Annotated in this window: 9 protein-coding genes and 1 tRNA gene; 3 read left to right on the top strand and 7 right to left on the bottom strand. The window is 46.0% G+C overall.

The window, feature by feature from the left end:
- Positions 1-16: 16 nt before the first annotated feature.
- Together QCB45_RS06255 and QCB45_RS06260 are read right to left on the bottom strand one after the other, a co-directional pair.
- Positions 17-1324 carry a pitrilysin family protein gene (locus QCB45_RS06255; protein ID WP_279419989.1) on the bottom strand — a complete coding sequence of 436 codons (1308 nt, stop codon included), beginning with the start codon at positions 1322-1324 and terminating at the stop codon, positions 17-19.
- Positions 1325-2683 carry a pitrilysin family protein gene (locus QCB45_RS06260; protein WP_279419990.1) on the bottom strand — a complete coding sequence of 453 codons (1359 nt, stop codon included), beginning with the start codon at positions 2681-2683 and terminating at the stop codon, positions 1325-1327.
- Positions 2684-2877: 194 nt separating this feature from the next.
- Here QCB45_RS06260 and ftsY point away from each other — a divergent pair, with 194 nt between their 5' ends.
- From ftsY to QCB45_RS06275, 3 genes are read left to right on the top strand one after another with little or no spacing between them, the layout of a single operon-like run.
- Positions 2878-4074 carry a signal recognition particle-docking protein FtsY gene (gene ftsY, locus QCB45_RS06265; protein WP_279419991.1) on the top strand — a complete coding sequence of 399 codons (1197 nt, stop codon included), beginning with the start codon at positions 2878-2880 and terminating at the stop codon, positions 4072-4074.
- 13 nt (positions 4075-4087) lie between these two features.
- Entirely contained in the window at positions 4088-5062 is a 975-nt protein-coding gene (locus QCB45_RS06270) for a DUF2914 domain-containing protein (protein ID WP_279419992.1), read from the top strand.
- On the top strand, positions 5059-5637 hold the full coding sequence (locus QCB45_RS06275; protein WP_279419993.1) for a transglycosylase SLT domain-containing protein: 579 nt from the start codon (positions 5059-5061) through the stop codon (positions 5635-5637). The genes QCB45_RS06270 and QCB45_RS06275 overlap by 4 nt, the downstream gene beginning before the upstream one ends.
- Before the next feature lie 123 nt (positions 5638-5760).
- On the opposite strand, the gene fabB is transcribed toward QCB45_RS06275, so the two are convergent.
- From fabB to QCB45_RS06300, 5 genes are all read right to left on the bottom strand, one after another.
- Positions 5761-6981 (bottom strand): beta-ketoacyl-ACP synthase I, encoded by a 1221-nt coding sequence (gene fabB, locus QCB45_RS06280; RefSeq protein WP_279419994.1) that lies wholly within the window; start codon positions 6979-6981, stop codon positions 5761-5763.
- Positions 6982-6984: 3 nt separating this feature from the next.
- Positions 6985-7500 (bottom strand): 3-hydroxyacyl-[acyl-carrier-protein] dehydratase FabA, encoded by a 516-nt coding sequence (gene fabA, locus QCB45_RS06285; protein ID WP_279419995.1) that lies wholly within the window; start codon positions 7498-7500, stop codon positions 6985-6987.
- Between the two features lie 125 nt (positions 7501-7625).
- Positions 7626-7701: transfer RNA gene (locus QCB45_RS06290), tRNA-Thr, on the bottom strand.
- 39 nt (positions 7702-7740) lie between these two features.
- The gene (locus QCB45_RS06295; protein ID WP_279419996.1) at positions 7741-8520 is read right to left on the bottom strand and encodes a type III pantothenate kinase; all 780 of its coding nucleotides are present in this window, start codon (positions 8518-8520) and stop codon (positions 7741-7743) included.
- 3 nt (positions 8521-8523) lie between these two features.
- The coding region (locus tag QCB45_RS06300; protein WP_279419997.1) for a biotin--[acetyl-CoA-carboxylase] ligase at positions 8524-9337 on the bottom strand (814 nt) is incomplete at its 5' end.

Below are 9337 nucleotides of genomic sequence, written 5' to 3' on the forward strand. Positions count from 1 at the left end.
AACCTTTATGGATGATTTAGGCGGGATTACCCACCATAACGGTCACCATCTTGTCCGGATGGATATGCTTTTTCCAGGCTTTTAATACATCTTCCTTACTTAAGGATTCGATGATTTTCGGAAACTGGTCAAGGTAATCCAGCGGCAAATCGTAAAAGCCGATCATGGAGATATAACCGACGATCTTGGCGTTACTGTCTATACGCAACGGGAAGCCACCGATCAGGTTATCTTTGATGGCTTGAAAGTGCTTGTCGTCAATCGATTTCATGAAAGCCTTCAATGTATCTACCACCACTTTTTCTGCTTCATTCGCACTCTGGTTTTTCGTCGACAAATAACTCAGCCAAGGCCCGGCCACCCGCATCGGGGCGAATCCGCTACCAACACTATAAACCAGACCTCGCTTCTCACGAACCTCTTCCATCAACAGCGAACCGAAACCGCTGCCACCCAAAAGATGGTTGCCTAAGAACAGTGCATAATAATCGGGATCGCCACGTTCAACACCGATCTGTCCCTGACGGAAATAGGTTTGTGAAGAATCAAATTTGATTACACTTCGCTGTGCGGTTTTCAAATTTTCCGGCTCTGGTAGAGCTGCAGGCTTTTGCCCCTTCGGAAGCGACTTCATCAGATTTTCGGAAATCTCTTTCGCCTCTTTAAGGCTGACATCGCCGACAATCGAAATCGTCGCATTGGCCGCCACGATGTAGCGCTTATAGAAGTCCTGCAAATCTTCCAGCTTCAACGCCTTGACCGTTTCGATGGAGCCGGAAACGGGATGGGCATAAGGGTGGTTGCCGTACAGTTGCTTCCAAAATTCATTGCGCGCAATCTCACTTGGATCCATCTGCTGCTGTTTCAAGGCGACCAAAAGACGCTGGCGTTCACGATTGAAAATTTCCGGGTTGAATACCGATTGCGTCAACGATTCTCGAAACAGTTCCAAAGCCGGTTTGAAAATGGATTCACGCGTCAGGGTACGCAACGAAAAATTCGCCATATCGCGATCTACTCCACCATTGATTTTTGCACCGAGTTCATTGGTCTTGCGAGAAATCTGTTTTTCACTCAGATTCGGGGTCTGGGTACCAATCAATGCGGAGGTCATCGAAGCCAGTCCCCATTTTTCGCCATCCCGCGCACTTCCCGCATCAAACGCCACCTCAATGTCTAACATCGGTAGCTCGGGAGAGTGAACATACATCACTTTAGAGCCTTGGGAGGTATGCCAAGTCTTAATCTCCACCGAAGCGGAAGCCTGAACCGAAAGTAACAAAGTGCCGAAACAGACGATCAGCAATACCGTGAAACGCTTCATTTACAGTCTCCCTGTGTAGGCTTTGATCTTGGAATGGTCTTTACCGTCCGGATAAAGAACGGCAACGGTCAGATTATCGTTGGTCAAATACTTCTTGGCGACCGCTTGAATCTCTTCCGGCGTGACCGAACGGATATTTTCAATCCAGTTGTCCAAAGTATCCGGCGGCAAACCGACACTGACCAAAGAGCCCAGAATGGAAGCTTGTGCCTGAATCGAATCGCGGTAATAGACATGATCCGCTTCATCCATCGCCAACACACGGTCTAGTTCCTGTCGACTCACCGGCTTCTTCTTGAGCTTTTCAACTTCTGTAAGCAAAGCTTTCTCGACCTCTTTGATGTCTTGACCGTTCACAGGGGTTCCGCTCAACTCAAACAGGGTTTCCAAACGGTCTGTAGCATTGTAACCGGCACTGACGCCTGCCGCGATCTGCTGATCTCGGACCAGTGACTGCGGCAAACGGCTACTCTCACCGCCATCCAGAATACTGCTCAAAACCGATAAAGCATAAACTTCACGTTTGTCTTTCGCCGTCACCAGGCTCGGTACATGGAATCCCATCTGTAGGGACGGCACTTGAGTGTTTCCTTTTAACTCAATACGGCGCACACCTTCCTGGGTGATTTCGGTCTGTGGCTTCAGAACCGGCATGGCCTCAGGTTGATAACCACCATAGTATTTCTTCGCCAATTCAAGTACTTTCTGAGGCTGGACATCGCCGACAATCACCAAGGTCGCATTATTGGGTGCATACCATTTCTTATACCAATCTCTCAAATCCTGTGATTTATAACTGCGGATATCCGTCATCCAGCCAATGACCGGATTGCGCGCCGGGCTGTTCAAAAACGCCGTGGCGTTGAACTGCTCGTTCAGTTTGGAACGAGGATTGTCTTCCAAACGCCAACGGCGCTCCTCGGTCACGACATCGCGTTCTTTATTGAATTCGGCATCATCGATCACCAGATTTCGCATGCGATCGGACTCGATCTGCATTACCTTTTCCAGATTTTGTTTGCCGACTACTTGATAATAAGCGGTATAGTTTGCGGTGGTGAAAGCGTTCTCTTGTCCACCTAACTGAGAGACAATTTTGGAAAACTCTCCCGGCTTCAGGGTTTTCGTCCCTTTGAACATCATGTGTTCCAACATATGCGACAAGCCGGTTTTCCCCACCTGTTCATAGGTGGAACCGACCCGATACCAGACCTGCTGAACTACGACTGGGGCACGATGGTCTTCTTTGACCAGCACCTTCATACCGTTATCCAATTGAAATTCCGAAAGCTTGGCCCAAGTGGGCGCCGAAACCGTAATCAGCAACGCTGCCAAGCCCAATCTTTTGATCATTTTCATCTTTATCGCCGTCATGTTTTATCTATCTGCTTTTTAAAGTCGGGATGTGCCGACAACCCTCATGAGATTGATTTATAATAGCCCAATATCTCAATTCAAGTATTAATAAACTCTTAAAACAACCTACTATTCCAATGCGGTATTTCAACCCGATAGAAACGGATCGCGACAGGTTGTCCTAATAGGAAAACAGCATGTTTAGCTTTTTGCGACGTAAAAAAGATCAGGCCGAAACAGAAGTAGAAGAAAGTACGGTCGAACAGCAAATTGAATCACCGGAAGAAACGGCTTTACCGGAAAACGAAAAGCCGGTTGACCAAAGTAAAGCGGAGGAAGCTACCCCGGATGAGGCGTCCTTAGACGTCAGTGTAGACGAAGACACTCCAGCAGAAGAAAGCAACACCGAGACTGAAGTTTCAGAAACCAAACCGGAACCAGCACCAGCCAAAAAACCGGGCTTTTTCACTCGCTTGAAATCCGGCTTGAGCAAAACCCGCCGTAGCTTCACCGACAACATCGCCAGCCTTCTACTTGGGCGCAAAGAAATCGACGAAGACTTGCTCGACGAGCTGGAAATGATTCTTCTAACAGCCGATGTCGGCGTGGATGCGACCGACCGCATCATTCGCAACCTGACGGATCAAGTATCGCGTAAAGAATTGAACGATGCCGAAGCCCTGTTCACGGCGCTTAAGACACAACTTCAGCAGATTATCGAACCGATCAGTCAGCCTCTAGATGTAGACAATCATCTGGCAAAACAGGAAGGACCTTACGTTATCCTGATGGTCGGTATCAACGGTGTCGGTAAAACCACAACTATTGGTAAGTTGGCGAAGAAATTCCAGAACGAAGGCAAATCGGTCATGCTGGCAGCGGGCGATACCTTCCGTGCCGCTGCGGTCGAGCAACTGCAAACCTGGGGAGAACGAAACCAAGTACCCGTCATTGCACAGAAAACCGGAGCGGATTCCGCCGCCGTTATTTTCGACGCAATCCAGTCAGCCAAAGCGAAAAAGATCGATGTTTTGATTGCCGATACTGCCGGACGCCTTCACACACAGTCCAACCTGATGGAGGAGCTTAAAAAAGTGAAACGCGTCATCGGTAAAGTCGATGAATCCGCTCCTCATGAAGTGATGCTGGTCATCGATGCAGGGACGGGACAAAATGCCCTCAGCCAGGCTCAACAATTCCAACAGGCTGTTGATGTTTCCGGTATCACCGTCACCAAACTGGACGGGACAGCCAAAGGTGGAATCGTCTTCGCTCTGGCGGAACAGACGAACATCCCGGTACGCTTTATCGGAGTCGGCGAATCAATTGATGACCTGAGACCGTTTGAAGCCAAGGAATTCACCGAAGCCTTGTTTGATCAGTCTAACTCTTAGATAAGTTTACAGCATGAAACTACCGGATACCCAAAACGCCCATCACCTATACGCCTTTAAAAAAGGGTACCGTTTGGCTCTTGATGGTAAAACCGTTAATCAGGCTGCGAGCAAAATCCGTTACGACCAGACGATGCGTCAATACTGTTTAATGGGCTGGGAACAGGCCAATGAAGAGATGGCGGCCGGTATTAAAGAGATGCAGAAAACCCCTTGGCGCAACCGTCTGGCGTGGTTCGTAATGATGGTATTGGGTGGAATTGCGACCGCCTCCGTACTGATCAACAGCATCAACGAGAAGAAAGTCGAACAACAAGCGTTGATTGCAAACGAAGCTCCGGCAATCTCCGCTCAGCAAATTCAAAATGAACAGTTGACGACGCCGACCTACAAAACGGAAGAAGAAAACCGTACAGTAGCTCAAACACCGGCTACAGATCCAACTGACAACCAGGCCCAAACAAACGAAATTACGGTAACTTCCGCTAAAGAGACCGAGTCTGGCGTGCCCCAAACAACGATAGCCTCTCCAGCCGAATCGGTTGAAAATGATTTAAGCATCCTAACGCCCCAACAGCGTGAAGATCTCACCTTGACCAAACAGGAACAACAAGAGAGCATCCGCGTCACAGTTGAACCGTCTCCTGTCGTGCAACAATCCAAAATCTTAGTCGTCAACCCGGCTCTGACGACCAATATCATTGATAAAGAACCTACAGAAACGTTTAACGCTCATGTGCCCAAGAACATCCGAAAACTGTTCTTTTTCACACCGATAAAAGGTGCAGAAGGTAACGTGATTTATCACCGTTGGCTACACAAACAAAAGGTTATGGCATTGATTCCTTTGACAATAAACAGTAACCTTTACCGTACGTGGTCAAGCAAACGTTTAACCAGCGCTTGGCAAGGGGAATGGACTGTGGAAGTGCTAGACTCCAAAAAACAGGTCCTTTACCGACACTCATTTACCTATGGCAATTTATGATGTTAAACAGAACCCTTTGGGCATTACTGGCAATTAGTTTGATTACAGGGTGTAGCTCCAACCCACCTAAAAGCACCTACAACAATATCTGTTCGATTTACGATTTCGACGATGACTGGTACGATGCGGCCAGAGCTTCGGAAAAACGTTGGGGCGTACCAATGTATGTACTGATGGCATTCGTCCATCAAGAATCGAGATTCAAACACGATGCCCAACCGGAAAGACCTTACTTTCTTGGCTTCATCCCACTCCCAAGAAGTTCTTCAGCCTACGGTTATGCTCAAGCGCAAGACCCTGCTTGGTACGATTATCAGAAAGCGACAGGCAACTGGAGTGCCCGACGCAGCAACATCGACGATTCCCTGGATTTCATCGGTTGGTACAACTATGAAACCCACAGACAACTAGGAATCTCGCGCAAAGACCCATACAACCTCTATCTTGCTTACCATGAAGGCCGTGGCGGCTATTCAAGAAAAACTTACCAGAAAAAAGCCTGGCTGAAACGCGTTGCACAAAAGGTAACGAATCAGGCAAAACGATATCGCAGCCAACTTAGAAACTGTTCGTAAGCCAACCTACCTAATAAGTTTGCGAAAAATACAGGCATAAAAAAACCGCATTCAAGCGGTTTTTTTATTGCTTAAGCCCGATGGAAATTCCCAACAGGCCTGTTCAATTTCAGAACAGCGGAATTAAGCTTTATAGCGTTCAAATACCAAAGAGGCATTTGTTCCGCCAAATCCGAAACTGTTACTCATGATACGGTTCAAACCGGCATTTTCAACCAGCTCAGTAACAATCGGCATCCCTTCACACTCAGGATCAAGGTTATCGATATTGATTGAAGGCGCGATGAAATCATTTTCAAGCATACACAAGCTGTAGATGAATTCATGTACACCCGCTGCACCAAGAGAGTGACCGGACATTGATTTGGTTGAGCTGATCTTAGGAACATCTGCGCCGAATACTTCACGGATAGCAGCCGCCTCTTTTGTATCACCGACAGGTGTCGAAGTTCCGTGCGGGTTGATATAGTCTACGGAACCGGCAACAGTAGAAAGCGCCATCTGCATACAACGTACCGCGCCTTCACCCGATGGTGCAACCATATCGTAACCGTCGGAGTTAGCGCCGTAACCGGTAATTTCAGCATAAATCTTAGCGCCACGAGCAAGAGCGTGTTCAAGCTCTTCAACTACAACCATTCCGCCGCCGCCAGCAATAACGAAACCGTCTCGGTCAGCATCATAGGCACGAGAAGCCTTTGCAGGGTTATCATTATTTTTAGTCGACAAAGCACCCATGGCGTCGAACAGAACAGACATGGTCCAATGAAGCTCTTCACCACCACCGGCAAATACAACGTCCTGCTTACCCAACTGTATTTGCTCAACCGCGTTACCGATACAGTGAGCAGATGTTGAACAGGCCGAACTGATTGAGTAGTTCAAACCTTTGATCTTGAAAGGAGTCGCCAAACAAGCCGAAACGGTCGATCCCATTGTACGGGTTACCATGTAAGGCCCAACACGACGTACGCCTTTTTCTCTTGCGATTTCGACCGCTTGAGTGGAATTTGAGTTAGAACCGCCACCGGAACCGGCAATTAAACCGGTTCTAGGGTTGGAAACCTGCTCAGGCGTTAAGCCTGAATCTTCCACAGCCTGTTGCATGGCGATATAGCTGTATGCAGCCGCATCACCCATAAAACGAAGTTGCTTACGGTCGATATGGTCGGAAAAATCCAAATTCTTAATGGCACCGTGCACTTGCGAACGCATGCCGTTTTCAGCATATTCCGGAGCGAAAACGATTCCGGAACGGCCGTTACGTAAAGAATCCGTTACTTCTTCCTTATTGTTCCCCAAGCTGGAAACAATCCCTAATCCTGTAATGACGACTCTTTTCATAATTTAAAAACTATCCGTATTCGTAAATAAACCAACTTTAAGATCCGATGCGCTATAAATCTCGCGTCCGTCTACAAACATCTTTGCATCGCCCATGCCCATATATAGCTTGCGTTTAATCACACGCTTCATGTCGATGACATATTCCACTTTTTTCGCTGTAGGCAGAACCTGACCATAGAATTTGACTTCACCGGAACCTAAAGCACGACCGCGGCCCGGGCCACCGGTCCACCCTAGGAAAAACCCGATCAATTGCCACATAGCGTCTAAACCAAGACAGCCTGGCATAACAGGATCTTCGTTAAAATGACATTCGAAAAACCACAAATCTTTAGTAACATCTAATTCAGCGCGGATTTGACCTTTGCCGTATTCTCCACCTTCTTCTGAGATATGGGTAATGCGATCAAACATCAACATTGGAGGCAATGGCAACTGAGCGTTACCTGGTCCAAACAATTCTCCCCTTCCGCAAGCTAAAAGTTCTTCTTTCGTATAACTAGATTGTTGTTCCATTCGGTTTTCCGATTGTAATATAAAAATTGGCCTTACATTATAACAGCTTGAAATAATACATAGCAATTGAGCGGGTTTAAATACAAAAAAAGCCCGTATTCTTGCAAATACGAGCTTCTAAATAATGGTGCCGACAGAGGGACTTGAACCCCCAACCTACTGATTACAAATCAGTTGCACTACCAATTGTGCTATGTCGGCGAATGGGGCGTATTATAGGTCGTTGAACAATTCTGTCAACTATTTTTTTACACTTTCCGTCATATTTATCATTCCTAATAACACCAAATCTTCGATATATTCGGAATTGGAATTAATCAGGCTCGCGAGCTTATATCCATCACCTCCCGTAACGAATACTTTGAACCTACAACCTAGTTCATGCTCAAGATCAAATATCGCCGAATCAATAAAAGATGCCGCCATATACAAGGTACCAGCACAAATAGCCGTCTGGGTATCCGTCGGCACAAAATCCTTGGAAGAAGCCTCGTCGGTATCGAATTCTTCTATGGCATCGCATTCATTAGTCAGTTTTGCCGTATTGTCGGATAGGGATTCTCTCATAGTTTGAATACCTGGTACGATAAAGCCACCAAGATGCTGATTGTCGTGAACTGCATCCAAGGTAATAGCTGTACCGGCATCAACAACCAGAAATGAAGATTTTTTAAATGCACTCGCACCAACAAGGCTCATCCAACGGTCAACACCGAGCTTCAAAGGTTCCTTATAACCATTTTTAAGCTCACAACACTGAACTTGGGTGTTAAGGAAGATAGGGAAGATTGACCAAAGGGAAGAAATCGCTTCGCGTAATTCATGCTCGATCGTTTCTGATGATACAGACGCAACATAGACATTATCGGGAACGGTATTTAATGAAGCCAATAAGGCAGCCACATCGGTGTTATCCTTAAAAGGCTTAATCGGATAAGCGCCTATGTATTCATAGCCTTCATCGTCAACCACGGCGAATTTTATACGGCTATTGCCCAAATCGATAAATAAATCAATCATACTCTAATTTAAAGGTCTGACCGAAACGCTCCCGCTTCGATATGTTTTAAGAGTGTCATCAATCAAGACCTGTAGTTCTCCATTTTCATTCAGACCTTTATAGAGGCCTGTTAAATTTTGTTGGTTATAATACACAATAACCGGTTCATCCTTAGAAAAATAATCCACTAATTGATAATTACGTTGGTACTCTCTGAAAAGGGCGCTATGAAATGATTCAAACAGAACTTTTTGATTTGTAATTAGGTCACACAAAAATTGGGAAAGAGAAACAGGATCAAGTCTGTTAAATTGAATCAGACCAGCATTCACTGCATCGAATAATGAAGATGGCTCACTCGATTTCTCAGTTTTAAGATTTAAACCAATCCCTACAATCAACCAAGAAGATTTTTCGTCAAAAGCCGGGACTTCAAGCAGAATGCCACCGACTTTCTTACTGCCTATATAGATATCGTTAGGCCACTTAATAGAAAGTACCTCATCGGTGTAATCACTAAGTATTTCGACCAACTTCAGAGCGATAAGCTGAGTAAGGCCATCCAATGAAGAAGGAGGGGCAGATATCGGCAAAAGAAAGCTGAAAGTCACAGAATTATGCGAAGAAAGCCAATGTCTATTGCGCTGACCATATCCTGCGGTTTGGTTACCAGTGATGCACACCGCCGGTTCTAAATGACTTTTTGCATAGTTTTTTAGATAAAGATTAGTTGAATCAAGTTCATCGAAAAAGATTAACTCAAAGTCAGCCAATTGTGATTTAAAACAAGCTTGTAAAGCGGAATATGTAATCATACGATTTTCGCTCAAAAAAAAA

The organism is Thiomicrorhabdus sp. ZW0627, assembly GCF_029767005.1.
GTDB lineage: Bacteria > Pseudomonadota > Gammaproteobacteria > Thiomicrospirales > Thiomicrospiraceae > Thiomicrorhabdus.